The organism is Pseudomonas sp. GW823-FHT02C02 (genome assembly GCF_058797635.1).
Genome location: NZ_JBXAJV010000019.1, coordinates 105177 through 120635 on the forward strand (window position 1 = coordinate 105177; position 15459 = coordinate 120635).

At 60.0% G+C, this 15459-nt stretch carries 18 protein-coding genes; 10 read left to right on the plus strand and 8 right to left on the minus strand.

Features of this window, described 5'->3' with window-relative positions; all coding sequences use genetic code 11:
- Positions 1-787: 787 nt before the first annotated feature.
- Together AC1ROI_RS27790 and AC1ROI_RS27795 are read left to right on the plus strand one after the other, a co-directional pair.
- Positions 788-925, plus strand: coding sequence for a hypothetical protein (locus AC1ROI_RS27790; RefSeq protein ID WP_010461921.1), 138 nt, complete (start codon positions 788-790; stop codon positions 923-925).
- Positions 926-995: 70 nt separating this feature from the next.
- Positions 996-1961 carry a M29 family metallopeptidase gene (locus AC1ROI_RS27795; protein ID WP_077748013.1) on the plus strand — a complete coding sequence of 322 codons (966 nt, stop codon included), beginning with the start codon at positions 996-998 and terminating at the stop codon, positions 1959-1961.
- 233 nt (positions 1962-2194) lie between these two features.
- Here AC1ROI_RS27795 and rluB read toward each other — a convergent pair whose 3' ends face one another.
- From rluB to AC1ROI_RS27825, 6 genes are all read right to left on the minus strand, one after another.
- Entirely contained in the window at positions 2195-3493 is a 1299-nt protein-coding gene (gene rluB / locus AC1ROI_RS27800) for a 23S rRNA pseudouridine(2605) synthase RluB (RefSeq protein ID WP_010461925.1), read from the minus strand.
- A 157-nt stretch (positions 3494-3650) separates the two neighbouring features.
- On the minus strand, positions 3651-3842 hold the full coding sequence (locus tag AC1ROI_RS27805; RefSeq protein WP_102594318.1) for a DUF1289 domain-containing protein: 192 nt from the start codon (positions 3840-3842) through the stop codon (positions 3651-3653).
- Between the two features lie 135 nt (positions 3843-3977).
- Positions 3978-4964: an SMC-Scp complex subunit ScpB gene (scpB, locus tag AC1ROI_RS27810; RefSeq protein WP_077748017.1), complete on the minus strand. Its 987-nt coding sequence runs from the start codon at positions 4962-4964 to the stop codon at positions 3978-3980.
- Between the two features lie 11 nt (positions 4965-4975).
- Positions 4976-5797 carry a segregation and condensation protein A gene (locus AC1ROI_RS27815; protein ID WP_010461931.1) on the minus strand — a complete coding sequence of 274 codons (822 nt, stop codon included), beginning with the start codon at positions 5795-5797 and terminating at the stop codon, positions 4976-4978.
- Positions 5798-6427 (minus strand): L-threonylcarbamoyladenylate synthase, encoded by a 630-nt coding sequence (locus AC1ROI_RS27820; RefSeq protein WP_010461933.1) that lies wholly within the window; start codon positions 6425-6427, stop codon positions 5798-5800. It lies immediately after the preceding gene.
- Between the two features lie 13 nt (positions 6428-6440).
- A complete protein-coding gene (locus AC1ROI_RS27825; RefSeq protein ID WP_010461935.1) occupies positions 6441-7304 on the minus strand; it encodes a PHP domain-containing protein in 864 nt (287 codons plus the stop codon).
- Between the two features lie 87 nt (positions 7305-7391).
- On the opposite strand from AC1ROI_RS27825, the gene AC1ROI_RS27830 reads away from it, so the two are divergent.
- The 6 genes from AC1ROI_RS27830 (at position 7392) to AC1ROI_RS27855 (ending at position 11697) form a co-directional block, all read left to right on the plus strand.
- Complete coding sequence (locus AC1ROI_RS27830) at positions 7392-7988, plus strand: septation protein A (protein WP_077748018.1); 597 nt, start codon at positions 7392-7394, stop codon at positions 7986-7988.
- A gap of 1 nt (position 7989) precedes the next feature.
- Positions 7990-8289 carry a YciI family protein gene (locus AC1ROI_RS27835; RefSeq protein WP_008156126.1) on the plus strand — a complete coding sequence of 100 codons (300 nt, stop codon included), beginning with the start codon at positions 7990-7992 and terminating at the stop codon, positions 8287-8289.
- Between the two features lie 109 nt (positions 8290-8398).
- The gene (locus AC1ROI_RS27840) at positions 8399-8812 is read left to right on the plus strand and encodes an SH3 domain-containing protein (RefSeq protein ID WP_010461943.1); all 414 of its coding nucleotides are present in this window, start codon (positions 8399-8401) and stop codon (positions 8810-8812) included.
- A 7-nt stretch (positions 8813-8819) separates the two neighbouring features.
- The gene (locus tag AC1ROI_RS27845) at positions 8820-9497 is read left to right on the plus strand and encodes a response regulator transcription factor (protein WP_010461945.1); all 678 of its coding nucleotides are present in this window, start codon (positions 8820-8822) and stop codon (positions 9495-9497) included.
- Between the two features lie 261 nt (positions 9498-9758).
- Entirely contained in the window at positions 9759-10208 is a 450-nt protein-coding gene (locus AC1ROI_RS27850) for a Spy/CpxP family protein refolding chaperone (RefSeq protein WP_102594319.1), read from the plus strand.
- Between the two features lie 148 nt (positions 10209-10356).
- Positions 10357-11697, plus strand: coding sequence for a sensor histidine kinase (locus tag AC1ROI_RS27855; protein ID WP_010461950.1), 1341 nt, complete (start codon positions 10357-10359; stop codon positions 11695-11697).
- 89 nt (positions 11698-11786) lie between these two features.
- Here the strand turns inward: AC1ROI_RS27855 and AC1ROI_RS27860 are convergent, their stop codons facing one another.
- Complete coding sequence (locus AC1ROI_RS27860) at positions 11787-12350, minus strand: NAD(P)H nitroreductase (protein WP_102594320.1); 564 nt, start codon at positions 12348-12350, stop codon at positions 11787-11789.
- 122 nt (positions 12351-12472) lie between these two features.
- On the opposite strand from AC1ROI_RS27860, the gene AC1ROI_RS27865 reads away from it, so the two are divergent.
- On the plus strand, positions 12473-13927 hold the full coding sequence (locus AC1ROI_RS27865) for a TrkH family potassium uptake protein (protein WP_010461954.1): 1455 nt from the start codon (positions 12473-12475) through the stop codon (positions 13925-13927).
- Here the strand turns inward: AC1ROI_RS27865 and AC1ROI_RS27870 are convergent.
- A complete protein-coding gene (locus tag AC1ROI_RS27870) occupies positions 13884-14945 on the minus strand; it encodes an AraC family transcriptional regulator (protein WP_200667930.1) in 1062 nt (353 codons plus the stop codon). The genes AC1ROI_RS27865 and AC1ROI_RS27870 overlap by 44 nt on opposite strands.
- A 163-nt stretch (positions 14946-15108) precedes the next feature.
- Between AC1ROI_RS27870 and AC1ROI_RS27875 the strand changes: the two genes are divergently transcribed.
- Positions 15109-15420 carry an Mpo1-like protein gene (locus AC1ROI_RS27875; RefSeq protein WP_010461958.1) on the plus strand — a complete coding sequence of 104 codons (312 nt, stop codon included), beginning with the start codon at positions 15109-15111 and terminating at the stop codon, positions 15418-15420.
- Positions 15421-15459 lie beyond the last annotated feature (39 nt).

The following is a 15459-nucleotide window of genomic DNA, read 5'->3' on the forward strand; positions in this document are numbered from 1 at the left end:
CTGTGACGAAATCGAACCCGACACGCTTGTGGCGCGGCGGAGTGAACAAGGCGGATAGCCTTGAGGTTTGCGCAGATGCGCAGGAGGTCACAGTTAAAACGCGGCGCATTGTACACCTGTAACCCCCTGCTGCCAGACACCGCTGGATCAGCGCGTCGTTTGCCGGGATTGCCTGTGTCCGCCCCGAGGGTCTCGGGCGGCTGCAAAAACTGGGTCAGACCTTTGCGGGTCTTCGACGGGGACGACGAACAAATCGCCCTCGGGGGAGAAGTGGAGATGAGTCACGGCGTTCATTGCGCCTCCTTCTTGTTATGCACCTGCACGACAGGCATGGAGCGCATCTCACCCTGCCAGCGCCGTTGAAACAAGCGAGCCAGAGCCTTGCAGGGTGGTTGAGCGACGTGTTTGCGGAAGGATTTCCTTACACACCTTCCGTGGACGTCAATCCAAGGGCTCAGAGGCGATAATCCGTCAGCTTTTCTTTACAAGCCGTAACGCAGACTTTCCAAATCAGATCAATCCGTAGGACGACTGCAAATTGACGTTAGGAAGCTTCCTAAGGAAAAGGTCGAGTTAGTTTTTTGTTTTTAATCGATAAACAGGCCCTGATAAAACAGAATAAAAAGTTCAAATAAATCTAATTTGATTATTTTTTTGCAATTTAAAAAGCTCTGGACTAGGTTTTCAGCGACTTGCCGAGACGCATCGACCGGCAAGTTGGCACGTTATTCAATGACTGAAAAACGCGCCGCTGCACTTACCGAAAAAGTCATCTAGGAGATTCACAATGCAAGCACTTGAAAAAGACTTGGAAACTGAACTGCAACTGGACGATTGGTTTGAAGCACCGACCCATGAAGCCGCCGTTGAAATGATGCAAGCCGATGCGGTTGTTCCGTTCGGCACGGCGATGTGGCCTCTGTAAGGCCCACCCGGCAGGCACGATCCGGCCGGTTGTGCCTGCCACTTTTTCTCGGTTTGTCAGGGAGGACTACATGGATAAGCAACGCGCCATTTCGCATTTCCTTTACTACCTCGAACACCACCCTGCCGTTGCCGGCATCAACCCGGCAAAGGTCTTGCTCGGCCACACCGCTGATTACGAGGCACTGACCGGCGCCATCGCCGAACAGGCCAGTGACAGCCAGCCCTTCCGTTTCAGCACCATGCGCCTGGACATCGAGCCGACAGAAAAGCTGGCCCAGGCGATTGCCGAAAGCGATCTGTACATTTTCTTCTACGACTCTTCCACCCTGCCCAATCCTCGCCCCGACGGCCCGGAGTTTGTCCGTGCGCTGCAAGGTGTAATGGCCGAGAACTGGAAGAAGTCGCTGCTGTTCAAGGATTACGGCGATTACTTCTACGACACTTTCAGCGTCACTCCGCAGCGCATAGCGGGTTTGAACAGCCACTTGATCCAGCGCATGTCTCACGCGACAACGTTGAGTTTCAAAGATGATCACGGCTCGTGGTTTGAAACACCGCTGAACAGCATCAAGAAGTGGACCGACATCAACGGCATCGGCAACTTTGATTTGGCCCCCGGTGAAATTGCCACGCACAGCGAAGCGATCAACGGCCGGGTGAAGTTCATGGGGACCTTCCTCAGCACCATTCCGTTTGCCCGCAAGTACGGGGTGCTGGATTCGCCGCTGGAGTTGTGGATCGAGAACTCGACCATCCACAAGATCGCCACGGAAGTGCCGGGACTGGAACATGATTTCAACAAGTACCTGGAGGCCAATCCGTCGAACCGGCGCATTGAGGAATTGGGAATCGGCACCAATGAAGGCGTGAAGGCGCTGTATGCCCGAAATGCCGGGTTCGAGGAGCGCCATTGCGGGCTGCATCTGGGGTTGGGTGGTGGGGCCAAGGGCAGCCATCATCTGGACCTGATCTTCTCCAGCGGCGTGTTGGCGCTGGATGATGAGCCGGTGTTTGATGGGCGGTTTGTTTTCTAAGCAACATGAACCCTGTGGCGAGGGAGCTTGCTCCCGTTCGACTGCGCAGCAGTCGCAAAACCTGCCGCCACGATTTGCCTGACACACCGGGGTAGAGGGTTTGGGGCCGCTTCGCGACCCAACGGGAGCAAGCTTCCTCGCCACAGGTTTATCTGCATTCTGAAGACCGGCTTTTGCCAGACCAAAAAAAACGCCAACCCGAGGGTTGGCGTTTTTTATTCGGTGCTTACCGATTACTCAGGCTTGCGACGACCAAAGCCCGGACGCTGGCCCGAACCGGCTGGCGCACCACGGCGTTTGCCTGATGGCGCATCCTTGTCGACCAGAACGATGCCTGGGCGCTTCTTCGCCGGTGCCTTGGCCGGGCGCTTGGTGTCGGAAGGACGGTCTGCCACTGGCGTACCGCGACCCGACTCACCACGAGACTCGCCACGACCGGCTGGAGCACCGCGATCACTGCGACCACCACTTGGAGCACCACGGCCTTCGCCACGTTCAGTGCGACCGTTGGCCGGACGCGGCGTGCGTGGACCGCGCTCGCCATCAGCGCGTGGCGCTGCTGGTTTGCGGGCTGGACGCTCGCCTTCGATTTGCGGTTCACGGGAGTCACGCGGCGTAGCAGCGGTCTGGTTGCCGATGGCTGGACGCAACGAACGCACGCGCTCGGTCTTGCCCATTGGACGCGACGATTTACGCTGCATGCGGTCGAGCTTGTCTTTGCTCTTGGCGTTCATTTGCGGCATGGCCACTGGGGTCAGGCCGACTTCAGCACTCAGAATGTCGACTTCGTACTGGCTCATTTCGCGCCAGCGGCCCATCGGCAGGTCGGAGTTGAGGAACACCGGACCGAAACGCACGCGCTTCAGACGGCTGACCACCAGGCCCTGGGATTCCCACAGACGACGAACTTCGCGGTTGCGACCTTCCATCACCACGCAGTGGTACCAATGGTTGAAACCTTCGCCACCAGGTGCTTGCTTGATGTCGGTGAACTTGGCCGGGCCGTCTTCGAGGACGACGCCTGCCTTTAGACGCTCGATCATTTCGTCATCGACTTCACCACGGACACGTACCGCGTATTCACGGTCCATTTCGTAGGACGGGTGCATCAGGCGGTTGGCCAGCTCACCGTCGGTGGTGAACATCAGCAGGCCGGTGGTGTTGATGTCCAGGCGACCGATGTTGATCCAGCGACCTTCTTTCGGGCGCGGCATCTTGTCGAAAACGGTCGGACGGCCTTCCGGATCAAGGCGAGTGCAGATTTCACCGTCGGGCTTGTTGTACATGATCACGCGGCGTACCGACTCGGCGGCTTCTTCGCGCTTGATCACCTTGCCATCAATGGTGATGGCGTCGTGCATGTCGACGCGCTGCCCAAGGGTGGCGTCTTTGCCATTAACCTTGATGCGGCCGTGGCTGATCCAGGCTTCCACGTCACGGCGCGAGCCGACGCCGATACGGGCGAGGACTTTCTGCAGTTTTTCGCCTGCTGGGCCGATTTCCTGGTCGTCTTTCTGGTCGTTGATACTCATCTGGGCACCTCCCGGTGTGGTCTGTTCAGGCGGCCCTGAATTGAGCGTCCTGAAGCGATGTAAAACTGGGTACTTTGGCAAAGGGATCGCCAAAGGGTCGCGAATCATACGCTCATGGAAGCGTTCGCGCATCAGAGACTAGCTGATGAATGGAGACTTACTTGCCTTTCCGCCGACCGGTGGCGCCAAGTTTGATCAACCGCAGCGACGCTTCGGCCAGCACCGTGCGCTTGTCGGACTTGTCGAGTTTCTTCCAGGCCCTGATCTCGCGCTTGCTGCGGCCGCAGCCGAGGCAGATGTCATCGGCGAATTTGCAGACGCTGACGCAGGGGTCTTTGGTTGAGCTCATCAAATTCTCCAGGCAACACAGAACCCCTGTAGGAGCGAGCCTGCTCGCGATGAGGGAGTGTCAATCGACATCGTTTTGCCTGACCCACCGCTATCGCGAACAGGCTCACTCCCTCAGGGGGAATCGGCGTCCGGGTCAGTCGTCGAATTCGCGGCGTTCGGCTTCGATGGCTTCGGCCAGAGCCCGGGCTTCGGCCTCTTCGTCGCTCAATTCGGGTTCGGGTTTGTGCTGTTCGAGGGCAGCCACAGCAGCCAGAAGTTTCTCCCGCGCTTCGGCGACACCCAGCACGTCATCTTCCAACTCTTCTTCCGGTTCTTCTTCGACTGTGGCTTCAGGCTCGACTTGAAGTTCAACTTCGATTTCAGGCTCAGGCTGATCCAGCACCTCTTCGGAATCCGTCACCGCACTATCACGCAGGATGTCATCGAAGTCGGTCTTGAGCCCCTCTTCCATGGTGTCCAGTTCCAGCAACAGCGTATGGAAACTGGTCTCCTCCTTGGGTTCTTCCGGTTCGGCACTGGCATCCGCCAGTTCCTGCAAGCCTGCCGGTACCGGTGCGTCGTCAAAATCGAGCACCGGATCAGGCTCCAGCTCTCGCAACTCAGCCAGTGGCGGCAAATCGTCGAGGTTCTTCAGGTTGAAGTGGTCGAGAAACGCCTTGGTGGTGGCGAACATCGCCGGTTTGCCAGGCACGTCGCGGTACCCGACGATGCGAATCCACTCGCGTTCCAGCAGGGTCTTGACGATGTGACTGTTGACCGCCACGCCCCGCACGTCTTCGATCTCGCCCCGGGTGATCGGCTGGCGATAGGCGATCAAGGCGATGGTTTCGAGCATGGCGCGGGAATAACGCTGCGGGCGTTCTTCCCACAAACGGCCTACCCACGGCGAGAACTTTTCGCGGATCTGCAGGCGATACCCGGAGGCCACTTCCTTCAGCTCGAAGGCGCGTCCGTCGCAGGACTTGGCCAGAATCGTCAGGGCTTTCTTGAAGACTGGCGGCTCAGGGCGCTCGCCCTCTTCGAAGAGTTCGAACAGGCGTTCAAGCGATTGCGGTTTTCCCGAGGCCAACAGAAAGGCTTCAAGCAATGGCGCCAGCTCGCGGGGTTCAGTCAGGTTCATGATTCAACTCGTTATTCGGCTCGGGCTCGCACGTGGATCGCCGCGAACGGCTCATTCTGCACCAGCTCGACCAAAGATTCCTTGACCAGTTCGAGGATCGCCATAAAGGTCACCACCACCCCCAGGCGTCCTTCTTCAGCGGTGAACAGCTCGACAAAGGGCACGAAACCGCCGCCCTTGAGCCGGTCCAGCACATCGCTCATGCGTTCGCGGGTGGACAATGCCTCGCGACTGACCTGGTGACTTTCGAACATGTCGCCACGGCGCAGGACTTCGGCCATGGACAACAGCAGCTCTGACAAACGCACGTCCGGCAACAGCTTGCGCGCCCGCGCTTCCGGGGCATCCAGTTTGGGCACCACCACGTCACGCCCGACGCGAGTCAGGCCATCGATGCCTTCGGCCGCCGCCTTGAAGCGTTCGTATTCCTGCAAGCGACGGATCAGTTCGGCGCGCGGGTCATCTTCTTCGTCTTCGATGGTTTCGGCCCGCGGCAACAGCATCCGCGACTTGATCTCGGCCAGCATCGCGGCCATCACCAGGTACTCGGCGGCCAGTTCCAGGCGCACCGACTGCATCAGCTCGACATAGCCCATGTACTGGCGAGTGATTTCCGCCACGGGAATGTCGAGGATGTTGATGTTCTGCTTGCGGATCAGGTACAGCAGCAGGTCGAGGGGCCCCTCGAAGGCTTCGAGAAACACTTCGAGCGCATCCGGCGGGATGTAAAGGTCCAGCGGCATTTCCATGACCGCCTGGCCATAGACCATGGCGAAGGGCAGCTCTTGCTGGGCGCCGGCCTGACTGTCGACAACGGGTTCTACTGCAGACATCTACGCCTCGGCCATGAACGGCGTAGGGTCGCCGCAACCGACGCGGATCACTTCCGGCTCGCCGTCGGCGAGGTTGATCACGGTGGACGCCTTGATCCCGCCGAAACCGCCATCGATGATCAGGTCGACCTGATGCTCAAGCAATTGGCGCATTTCGTAAGGATCGCTCATCGGATCGGTGTCGCCGGGCATGATCAGGGTCACGCTCATCAAGGGCTCGCCGAGCTCTTCCAGCAGCGCCAGGGCAATCGGATGGCTCGGCACCCGCAGGCCGATGGTGCGTTTTTTCGGGTGCAACAACAGCCGCGGGACTTCGCGGGTGGCGTTGAGAATGAAGGTGTAAGGCCCCGGCAGGTGCGCCTTGAGCAAGCGGAAGGTGCCCGTGTCGATCTTGGCGAACACCCCCAGTTGCGACAGGTCGCTGCAAATCAGCGCGAAGTTGTGCTTTTCATCCAGCCCACGCAAACGGCGCACGCGATCCACGGCATTCTTGTCGCCGATCTGGCAACCAATGGCGTAGGACGAGTCTGTGGGATAAATCACCACCCCGCCGCCACGGATGATTTCGACAGCCTGTTTGATCAGGCGCGCTTGCGGGTTTTCCGGATGAATCTGGAAAAATTGACTCACATTCTCTACCTGTTCAGACGGCGGCAATAATTGGGTCATGTTTGAATCGACACCACAGTGGTGGCAGATCCTCCGGGAGCGGGCGGTACTCGCCGATCTCGGACCAGCCTCCAGGGCCATGAAAATCACTGCCGGCGCTGACCAGCAGACCGAACTCGCGGGCAAGAATCGCCAGGCTGCCCACTTGCTCGGCGGGCTGATGGCCATTGACCACTTCAATTGCGTGGCCCCCGGCTTGAATATAGTCAGAAATCAGGCGGCGACGCTTGCTGCGAGTGAAATCGTAGTGCCACGGATGCGCCAGGCTGACCCAGGCTTTCGCGGCTCGCAGCGTTTCGACCGTGTCTTCCAGGGTCGGCCAATGCTGCTTGACGTCGCCCAGCTTGCCAGCGCCCAGCCATTTACGGAACGCTTCAGCGCGATCCTTGACGAAACCTTCACGCACCATCCAGTCGGCGAAATGCGGACGGGCCGGCGCATTGCCGCTGTCGCCCAGTTCCTGCTGGATCGCCCGGGCACCTTCCAGCGCGCCGGGCATGCCTTTCAATGCCAGCTTGCGGCTTATTTCTTCGGACCTTAGCCAGCGGCCATCGTGCAATTTAGCGATCGCCTCGACCAACGGTTCGGCATTGACATCAAATCCGTAGCCGAGCACATGAATGGTCGCGCCGCCCCAGGTGCAGGACAATTCGACGCCGTTGACCAGTTGCATCCCCAGCGAGGTCGCCGCACTGCGGGCCTCATCGAGGCCCTCGAGAGTGTCGTGATCGGTCAAGGCCAGGACTCGCACGCCTTTCTCGAACGCACGTGCCACCAGGACAGCAGGCGCGAGAGCGCCATCGGAGGCGGTGCTATGGCAGTGCAAATCAACATTCACGGGGATGTGTTACCTCAAATCAGCTGGCGCTATCGCGCGCCCATATGTTTGTTATTATGCCGCCACATCCTGCTTCTGGCTGCCACTGTGAAACAATTCATCGATTTCATCCCGCTCCTGCTGTTTTTCATCGTTTTCAAAATTGATCCACGGGTCGTCGACATCGGCGGTCATCAACTGACTGTAGGCGGTATTTACAGCGCCACCGCGATGCTGATCATCAGCTCCCTGGTGGTTTACGGTGCGCTGTTCATCAAGCAGCGCAAGCTGGAAAAGAGCCAATGGCTGACCCTCATCGCCTGCCTGGTCTTCGGTAGCCTGACCCTGGCGTTCCACAGCGAAACCTTCCTGAAGTGGAAAGCGCCGGTGGTCAACTGGCTGTTCGCCCTGGCGTTCATTGGCAGCCACTTCATCGGCGAGCAACTGCTGATCAAGCGCATCATGGGCCACGCACTGACCCTGCCGGACCAGGTCTGGACGCGACTGAACATCGCCTGGATCGGCTTTTTCCTGTTTTGCGGTGCTGCCAACCTGTTCGTCGCGTTCACGTTCCAGAGCTACTGGGTCGACTTCAAAGTCTTCGGCAGCCTGGGCATGACGTTGCTGTTCCTGGTCGCACAGGGCATTTACTTGTCCCGTCACCTGCACGACGCCGATACCACCACGCCAAAAACCGAGGACTGACATGCTTTACGCAATCATTGCCACAGACGTCGCCAACTCCCTGGAAGCCCGCCTGGCCGCTCGGCCTGCCCACCTTGAGCGCCTGCAAGTGCTCAAGGGCGAAGGTCGTATCGTATTGGCCGGCCCGCACCCGGCGGTCGACAGCAATGATCCGGGCGCGGCGGGTTTCACCGGCAGCCTGATCGTCGCCGAGTTCGATTCCCTGAGCGCCGCCCAGGCCTGGGCAGATGCGGATCCGTACATCGCCGCGGGCGTCTACGCCAACGTTTCGGTCAAGCCGTTCAAGCAAGTCCTGCCGTAAATCGCGCCCGCGCGATGAACCTTGCCGGTTCATCGCGCGCTCAACGCTCATTATTCTCGTTCGCCGGCCGACAACCTGCCCAATACTCGTATTGGAATCAGGAGTGGCGATGCGCAAAGGTCCGTTGTGTCTGATGTTGGTGACGTTGTCGATGGTAGCGCCGGCCCATGGTGAAGAAAGCGCCGAGGGCGGCAGTACGACGCCGCTGTCGCTGAGCGCCGGCAGCCAGATCACCGAGTTGCAGCAGCGCTTGAAGGTAAGCGAGCAGCAACGGGAAGAACTGAGCAAACAACTGCAAAATACCGACAGTGAACGCGAAAGCGCTCAGCTGGGCCGGTTGCGCCAAGAGAACCAGCGCCTCAAGCTGCAACTCAAGGAAGCCCAGGCCAGCAATCCGCTGCCACGTCTGCTGACTGATCAGCAGCAATGGTTCGTAATCGGTGGTGGAGTTGCGCTATTGGCCCTGCTCTGCGGTATCTTCGCCAGTGGTGCCACCAGAAAACGTCGGCAATGGCTAAATTGAGTGAGTAATGAGCGAGCTGTTATTAATTGATGATGACCAGGAGCTGTGCGAGCTCCTGAGCAGTTGGCTGAGCCAGGAAGGCTTTCAGGTCCGTGCCTGCCACGACGGCCAGAGTGCTCGCCGTGCGCTGGCCGAAACCTCCCCCGCCGCCGTGGTGCTGGACGTGATGCTGCCGGACGGCAGCGGTCTGGAATTGCTCAAGCAATTGCGCAGCGACCATCCGGACCTGCCGGTGCTGATGCTGTCTGCGCGTGGCGAACCACTGGATCGCATCCTCGGCCTGGAACTCGGCGCCGACGATTACCTGGCCAAGCCGTGCGACCCGCGGGAACTGACAGCCCGTCTGCGCGCCGTACTGCGCCGCAGTCATCCGACGGCGGTGTCCAGCCAGCTCGAACTGGGCGACCTGTGCTTCAGCCCGGTGCGTGGCGTGGTCAGCATCGACGAACAGGAATTCACCCTCACCGTCTCCGAAAGCCGTCTGCTCGAAGCCCTGCTCAAGCAACCCGGCGAGCCGCTGGACAAACAGGACCTGGCGCAAATCGCCCTCGGCCGCAAGCTGACCCTGTACGACCGCAGCCTGGACATGCACGTCAGCAACCTGCGCAAAAAAATCGGCCCACACCCCGACGGCCGCCCGCGCATCGTTGCCCTGCGTAGCCGCGGTTACTACTACAGCCTCTGAGCACCTGGAAGAACTGGATAGGAGCAACCTGTGGCGAGGGAGCTTGCTCCCGCTGGACTGCGCAGCAGGCCTTCTTTTGGGGCCGCTTCGCAGCCCGACGGGAGCAAGCGCCCTCGCCACAGGTCACTGCCAGCAAAGTTTGTAAGGACGCCACGAAATCGTCTTTACCCAAGCTTTACGCTCCGCTGACCGCCGCTGACCTTGATCTGCGTATTCTGAACTCATCCGGAACGTACCGGGAACGAGACAAGGAGATTCACCATGCGCAAGACTCTTATCGCTCTGATGTTCGCTGCCGCCCTGCCGACCGTTGCCATGGCCATGCCTGAAGGTTCCGGCCCGATGGATGGCCCGATGGACGGCCCGCGCCACGGCGGTCAGATGCACGGCATGCACGGTAAAGGCCCGTACAGCCAGCTGGACCTGAGCCGCGAACAGCGTGAGCACATCCGCAAAATCATGGGCGAGCAGATGCACGAGCGTAAGCAAGTGGTCGAGAAGTACCTGGAGAAACTCTCGCCGGCCGACCAGAAAGCCATGAAAGATGAAATGGCCGCCAACCACAAAAAAGCCGAAGCCGATGTCCGTGGCCTGCTGAAACCGGATCAACAGAAGAAATTCGACGAGATCCAGAAGAAGAAGGCTGAGCGCCGCGCCGAATGGGCCGAATTCAAGGCGTGGAAAGCGCAACAACCGCAAAAAGCGCAATAATGCACTGACCCCGGACCCGACGGCTAACCCCGTCGGGTCTTTTGCCATTGTAGGACCTGGCGGTGCGGGCAAGTCGGATCGCCGCACCGCTCGCTCCTACAGGTCGGCCCGCTCCCACATGGGATTTGTGATCGTTTGAGGATTTTCTGTGCGCTCATTGTTCTGGCGTATCCTGGCCAGCTTCTGGCTGGCCATCACTCTGGTTGCAGGGCTTTCCATTCTGTTGGGGCACATGCTCAACCAGGACGCGTGGATTCTCAGCCGCCACCCGGGCCTCAACACCCTGGCCGAACAGTGGACGCAAACCTACGAAGCCCAAGGTGAGGAAGCGGCCCAGGACATTCTGGAACAGCGCAAGCGCCAGTATCACATTGACGTTCAGGTGCTCAACGAAAGCGGCGACCCAGTGGTGCGCGGTACCTTTCCACGGCGTGCGGCGGCTTTCGAAGCACGGCAGAACAACGACGATCGCCGCCTGCCGTGGCGACGTCTGACCGACGAATACACCAGCGCCAAGACCGGCGACACCTACCTGCTTATCTATCGCATCCCGCACCCGGAACTGGACGCCTGGCACCGCGAAAGCCTGCTCTGGCCGCTAAGTGCGCTGGGCATTGCGCTGGTGGTGCTGACCCTCTTCAGCCTGTTCGTGACCTTGTCCATCACTCGCCCGCTGAACCGCTTGCGCGGCGCGGTGCATGACCTTGGGCAAACCACCTATCAGCAGAACAGCCTGGTGAAACTGGCCAACCGGCGCGACGAATTTGGTGTATTGGCCAACGACTTCAACCGCATGGGTGCGCGCCTGCAAAGTCTGATCGGCAGCCAGCGACAGTTACTGCGCGACGTATCCCATGAACTGCGTTCACCGCTGGCGCGACTGCGCATTGCCTTGGCACTGGCCGAACGGGCCACCCCCGAAGAACGGGAGAAGCTCGCGCCACGCTTGACCCGTGAGTGCGATCGACTAGAAGCCTTGATCAGTGAAATCCTGGTACTGGCACGGGTCGATGCCGACAACGCCAGCGCTGAAGAAGTGGATCTGAACGCGCTGCTCAATACGCTGCAAAAAGATGCGCAATTGGCTTCACCGGAGCAGACCGTTCACCTCGACGCCGAACCGCAGCTGAACCTCAAAGGCTGGCCGACGATGATCGAGCGTGCCGTCGATAACCTGCTGCGCAATGCCCAGCGCTTCAATCCCGCAGGGCAGCCGATTGAAATGCAGGCGGTGCGCCAGGGCGAGCGGATTGTGGTCAGCGTCAGGGACCATGGGCCCGGTGTCGATGCCGAGCATTTGAACCTGCTGGGTGAGCCGTTCTATCGGGCGCCGGGGCAGACGGCAGCCGGACATGGCTTGGGATTGGCGATTGCGCGACGCGCGGCAGAACGGCATGGCGGGAGCCTGGTGCTGGCCAATCACCCGCAAGGCGGGTTCATCGCCAGCCTGGAATTACCGTTGGTGCCCGGTGCAGTCGTCCAGCCTTGAAAGCTTCGCGGGCAAGCCTCGCTCCTACAGGTCCTATGCCGAACACACTATCGAGGCACTGATCGTTCCCACGCGCGTGGGAACGATCCTTACTGACCGGGCCAGGCGCTGACGAACTCGGCCAGGTCAACCTTCTCGGCCACGCGCGGTTCTTTCTGCGGTGTGCCCAGGTACAGGAAGGCGATCACCTGTTCTCCTTCCGCCAACCCCAGCCCCTTGGCCACATGCGCCGAATAGGCCAGATCCCCTGTGCGCCACACCGCGCCAATGCCTTGCGCGTAAGCGGCCAGCAGAATCCCGTGAGCGGCACATCCTGCCGCCAGCAATTGCTCGGATTTCGGGTATTTGACGTGGTCCTGCAACCGCGCGATCACCACAACCACCAGCGGTGCGCGCAACGGACCGTTACGTGCCTTGTCCAGCGCCGCCTCGGACACTTCGCTGTCTTGCAGCTTCGCCGCTTCGGCCAGCAACTCGCCCATTTGCTCGCGCGCCGCACCTTCGACTGTCAGGAAGCGCCAAGGCTGCAAGTGGCCGTGGTCCGGCGCACGCATCGCGGCAGAAAACAGCACTTCGCGCTGTTCTACGGTGGGTGCCGGTTCGAGCAGTCGTGGAACGGAAACACGGTTGAGCAAAGCGTCGAGAGCCTGCATCGGCCACCTCCTGAAAAATATGTGCGGCTATTCTAGCGGTATCTGGCGCGGGGATGCCGGTTTACATGCCCTGCCTCGCAGGTAGAATAGCGGCCTTCCCTTCTTCAGCCCGAGCGGACTTCATGGCGTTGCCGACCTTACGGATTATTGGTTTCATCATCGGCATCTTCCTGATCACGCTGGCCATCGCCATGGTCGTGCCCATGGCCACCCTGGTGATTTTCGAGCGCACGAGCGATCTGCCGTCGTTCCTCTGGGCGAGCATGATTACCTTCGTCGCGGGTTTGGCCCTGGTCATCCCCGGCCGGCCCGAACACATACACTTGCGCCCGCGAGACATGTACTTGCTGACCGTCAGCAGCTGGCTGGTGGTCTGCGTTTTTGCCGCGCTGCCGTTCTTGCTGACCCAGCACATCAGCTACACCGACTCGTTCTTCGAAAGCATGTCCGGCATCACGGCCACCGGCTCAACCGTACTCAACCACCTCGACGACATGTCCCCCGGCATCCTGATGTGGCGCTCGTTGTTGCACTGGATCGGCGGGATCGGCTTTATCGGCATGGCGGTGGCCATTCTGCCGCTGCTGCGCATCGGTGGCATGCGGCTGTTCCAGACCGAGTCGTCGGACCGTTCCGAAAAGGTCATGCCCCGTTCGCACATGGTGGCGCGTTTGATCGTCGCGGCTTATGTGGGCATCACTATTCTCGGCAGCCTGGCGTTCTGGTGGGCCGGAATGAGCCCGTTCGATGCGATCAACCACGCGATGTCAGCGATTTCCACCGGAGGTTTCTCAACGTCCGACCAGTCCCTGGCCAAGTGGACACAACCGGCGGTGCACTGGGTGGCGATTGTCATCATGATTCTCGGCAGCCTGCCATTCACCCTGTACGTGGCGACCTTGCGCGGTAACCGTCGAGCGTTGATCAAGGATCAGCAGGTGCAAGGCTTGCTCGGCATGTTGCTGGTGACCTGGCTGGTGCTCGGCACCTGGTACTGGTGGACCACCCAGCTGCATTGGCTTGAAGCGTTGCGACATGTAGCGCTGAACGTGACTTCGATCGTCACCACGACAGGATTTGCACTGGGGGACTACAGCCTCTGGGGCAACTTCTCGCTGATGCTGTTCTTCTATCTGGGGTTTGTCGGCGGTTGCTCAGGCTCGACGGCTGGCGGGATCAAGATTTTCCGTTTCCAGGTCGCCTACATCCTGCTCAAGGCCAACCTTAACCAATTGATTCATCCGCGCGCGGTGATCAAGCAGAAGTACAACGGCCATCGTCTCGACGAAGAGATCGTGCGTTCGATCCTGACCTTCTCGTTCTTCTTCGCCATCACCATCTGCGTGATTGCCTTGCTGCTGTCGCTGCTCGGCGTCGACTGGATGACCGCCCTGACCGGCGCCGCCAGCACCGTGTCCGGTGTCGGTCCTGGCCTGGGCGAGACCATTGGCCCGGCGGGCAACTTCGCCACCTTGCCGGACGCTGCCAAGTGGATTCTCTCGTTCGGCATGCTGCTGGGCCGACTGGAGATCATTACGGTGTTTGTTCTGTGTATTCCTGCGTTCTGGCGGCACTGACCAGCGCCGGCGTTTCCATCAGCCGCGCCCGGTATTCGCCGGGCGTGGCGTCGAACCAGCGTCGAAAGGCGCGGAAGAAGTTGCTCGGATCGGCAAACCCCAACAGGTAGGCAATTTCCAGCAGGGTCATGGTGGGTTGCGCCAGGTACTGCTCGGCCAGTTCACGTCGCGTGTCGTCGAGCAAGGTTTGAAAACTCGTGCCCTCTTCCTGCAAACGGCGTTGCAAGGTGCGTTGCGACAGGTGCAGCGTCTGCGCCACCGTATCGCGCTTGGGTTCGCCCTGGGGCAGCAAACGGCACAGCACCTGGCGCGCCTTGTGGGTCACGCGGCTCTCGGAAAACCGCGCCAGGTACTCGCCGGCAAACCGGTCGTGCAACAGCGCCATCGCCTCGTTGGCCGTCGGCAGCGGCGCCTCCATGTCGGCGCGTTCGAAGATCAAGGCGTCATAGGGCGCGTTGAACACCAACGGCGCATGGAACGCTTGTTTATAGGGTTCGAGATCGACAGGCTGATCGCCCTGAATCAACACCTTGCGCGGTTGCAACGTGCGCCCGGTCAACCAGCCGCACAGCGCCAGCGCGCAAGCCAGCGACGCTTCGGCGCTCTGTCGGGTCGGCGGCAAGTGATCGCCATGCACCGTCAGAATCAGCGCATAACCTTCATCCAGCAGTCGGAAACTCAGGTCGGCACTTTCGGCGATGATCCGCTGATAACGCACCAGCCGCTGAAAGCCTTCGGCCAGGGTCTGACTGGACATCAGTGCGTAGCCAGCCACATGGAAAGACGCCGGTCGCACCACCTTGCCCATGTTCAGGCCAATCGCCGGGTTGCCGGACAGCTCGACCGCGCGCTGCCACAGGCGTGTCATGGAGTCTTGCGGGAAGCGCGCATCCGGATCATCCAGAGACGCGTAGTCGAGCCCCAGCTGCTTGAACAGAACCCGGCAATCCAGGCCGTCCATCTCCAGTGCTTTGACAATCCCCATCGCCCAGCTTGCAGAAGTCGTTCGTTCGCTCATGGCGTTTTCTTACTGTTTTGTGAGCCGTCTACCGCGGCAAGTTTTCGAAGGATACTAAAGTGGCGCCCATTGTCACTGGCTGATGCCAATGATCACTCTAGACTCAAATAAGCTACCCGCAGAACAACTTGCAATCAGAACAACAACCACAGAGATCGCAGTCGTGGAAAACGTCAAACGTTTCAACAGTTTCGCTGAGTTTTACCCGTACTACCTCAGTGAACACAGCAACAGCACCTGTCGACGATTGCATTTTATCGGCACCAGCCTGGTCATCTTCATTCTGGCGCTGACCATCGGCAAAGGTGCCTGGTTGATGTTGCTCGCCTTGCCGCTGGCGGGTTACAGCTTCGCCTGGGTCGGGCATTTCTTTTTCGAGAAGAACCGTCCCGCCACGTTTCAGCATCCTCTTTATAGCCTGCTCGGCGACTTTGTCATGTACCGCGACATGATTCTGGGTCGCGTGCCCTTCTAGGCTCCACTGGCCATCAAAGCGTCCTGCGCAGCCAGTGCG

Coding starts and splice junctions, on each gene's coding strand:
- AC1ROI_RS27790 (WP_010461921.1), top strand. CDS start 788: ATGCAAGCACTTGAAAAAGACTTGGAAACTGAACTGCAACTGGACGAT.
- AC1ROI_RS27795 (WP_077748013.1), top strand. CDS start 996: ATGGATAAGCAACGCGCCATTTCGCATTTCCTTTACTACCTCGAACAC.
- rluB (WP_010461925.1), bottom strand. CDS start 3,493: ATGAGTATCAACGACCAGAAAGACGACCAGGAAATCGGCCCAGCAGGC.
- AC1ROI_RS27805 (WP_102594318.1), bottom strand. CDS start 3,842: ATGAGCTCAACCAAAGACCCCTGCGTCAGCGTCTGCAAATTCGCCGAT.
- scpB (WP_077748017.1), bottom strand. CDS start 4,964: ATGAACCTGACTGAACCCCGCGAGCTGGCGCCATTGCTTGAAGCCTTT.
- AC1ROI_RS27815 (WP_010461931.1), bottom strand. CDS start 5,797: ATGTCTGCAGTAGAACCCGTTGTCGACAGTCAGGCCGGCGCCCAGCAA.
- AC1ROI_RS27835 (WP_008156126.1), top strand. CDS start 7,990: ATGCTTTACGCAATCATTGCCACAGACGTCGCCAACTCCCTGGAAGCC.
- AC1ROI_RS27840 (WP_010461943.1), top strand. CDS start 8,399: ATGCGCAAAGGTCCGTTGTGTCTGATGTTGGTGACGTTGTCGATGGTA.
- AC1ROI_RS27845 (WP_010461945.1), top strand. CDS start 8,820: ATGAGCGAGCTGTTATTAATTGATGATGACCAGGAGCTGTGCGAGCTC.
- AC1ROI_RS27850 (WP_102594319.1), top strand. CDS start 9,759: ATGCGCAAGACTCTTATCGCTCTGATGTTCGCTGCCGCCCTGCCGACC.
- AC1ROI_RS27860 (WP_102594320.1), bottom strand. CDS start 12,350: ATGCAGGCTCTCGACGCTTTGCTCAACCGTGTTTCCGTTCCACGACTG.
- AC1ROI_RS27865 (WP_010461954.1), top strand. CDS start 12,473: ATGGCGTTGCCGACCTTACGGATTATTGGTTTCATCATCGGCATCTTC.
- AC1ROI_RS27870 (WP_200667930.1), bottom strand. CDS start 14,945: ATGAGCGAACGAACGACTTCTGCAAGCTGGGCGATGGGGATTGTCAAA.